Below are 2,138 nucleotides of genomic sequence, written 5' to 3' on the forward strand. Positions count from 1 at the left end.
CCACTTGGGATTGGAAGGTCGAAGGACCATACCAAGAACAAGAAGACGTTGGCTTCGGAATCTCTGTGGCTGCGGGAGACGTGAACGGCGATGGATTCGACGACGTGATTATCGGCCAATGTTTCTACGATGGTACATTAATTGGTTTTAGCAATAAAGAGGAAGCTGTATACGTCTACTATGGTAGCTTAGCTGGGCCATCAACAACCCCTGGCGGACCGAATGAGCCATCATATAAACCCGACTGGAGTGCATGGTCGAACCAAGGAGTGGTAAGTGGTAGTGGTTCTTGTGCTATCTTTGGCTTTTCTGTTGCGTGTGCAGGCGATGTAAATGGGGATGGGTACGACGACTTGATTATCGGCTCAAACCATTACCAAATTGAAGGCAAAAACCGGGGGGCCGCATTCCTGTACTATGGCAGCATGAATGGACTAACCAAACAACATACTGGTGGACAGGATGACCCTTACCCCGATCCCGACTGGGTCGGGGCTGTTGATGTTGGGAGGCCAGGACAGGTAGATCCTGAGGTCGGCGCCTGTGTGGCAGGTGTAGGGGATCTGAATAACGATGGATTTGACGACGTAATTATTGGTGCACATTGGTACGATTATGGCGAGGTTGATGAAGGATGTGCATTTGTGTTTTATGGCAGTTCGGCTGGACTACCAGCCGCGCCTAACTGGGTTATTGGAGCGAATAAGACAGAAGCTTGTCTTGGCCTTTGCTTGGCGTCTGCAGGTGACGTAAACGGCGATGGATACAGCGATATACTCGTGGGCGTATACCGCAAGGAATCTGCCTTTGTATGGTATGGTGGACAGGTTGTTCCGGCTCGTCCATATTTCGAGACGGAAGGAACTCGGATTGTTTGGGGTACTCAGCCTGTTGCCCTCTACAAGGAGACAGGAGATAAATGGGGTAGTAGGTTTGGCTACCGATTCAAAGTGGATAAGCTGAGGCAACCCCACGTGGTTGTTGTGACCTACCCAGACGATGAAAAGAGGACGATGGAGATAGATTTGTTCTCCACCGCCCAAACCGCGCTTTTTCCAGACACACAAACTGGCGTTTTCACTGGTGAAGTATATCCTTGCACAAATAATTTTAAGGAACACAAGATGATCTTCTGGCCTCAGGGAGAAGACTGCCTAATCACCATCGTGAACCGATTGAATGGTTCGAGAGCAGCGGCAAGAAAGATAGAGGTGTATGAAATCGAGGGAAGCGAAGCCACTGGATGGTTGCCCGAAACCCATGTAAATTTACCCCAGGATGGGGGCAGGCTGCTTGGACTTTGGTGGGAGGATCCCAGCTTTTTTGAATGCTTTGGCTCTCAAAATTGCAGGAATTACACGGAGTTCTACAGGGCTGTTCGCAACGCAATGGAATACCTCCATTACACCGGTCAAAACCTCATAATCTATCCCATATATTTCTACACGATGCCCCATTACCCCTCAAGGGTGGAGGATTGTCTCTCATCTCGGAGAACAGTGTTCCAACATCCCCGCGAGGACTGGTTTGAACTCCTATTAAAGGTAGCCAAAGTGAATGATGTCTTTGTGATACCATCACTCACAATAAATGAAATACCTTCCTTGATGAAAATGTACGTTGACAACCCCGTTAATCGCCGGGGAGAACCAACGAAGAAGGCAATACTCAACATAGTTGATGACATACTCGGAGAATACGGGCATTACCCAGCTTTTAAGGGCATTTCCTTCAACTTCTGGGACACGGCACTTTTATGGAGATGCTATGGAATGGAAAATACGGATCGCGGAGGAATCCACGAAGCAAATCACCTACTAAATGAAATTACACAGAAAATACAGAGTTGGAGGGATGACCTAAAATTGGTTGTTTCCTGCTGGCTTCCATATCCTCATCTTGACGACAATTTTGATACATTTTGGGATCTTGATCGGTGGTGTGCATGTGCAGGGCCTAAAGAAGACGAAATTTACTCGCTGTATGAAGAAGCTGGCTTAAACTTAGCCCAATTAAAACTACAAGATCAGGGGATTGAAATCGAGAGGGTCCTGAGCTTCTCAGCATTTAGACAGACCGATTCAGCAGGACAAGAAATACCCGGGACAAGTTGCATTCGGGATTTCTTCTTGCACGAG

1 protein-coding gene is annotated in these 2,138 nt (G+C 47.8%); it reads left to right on the plus strand.

Annotated features, from left to right (window positions below):
• Positions 1–2,138 (plus strand): hypothetical protein (locus QMD82_08550; protein MDI6851962.1); only part of this gene is annotated, 2,138 nt, incomplete at both ends.

The sequence above is a fragment of the bacterium genome (genome assembly GCA_030019025.1).
Lineage (GTDB): Bacteria > Hydrothermota > Hydrothermia > UBA1063 > UBA1063 > UBA1063.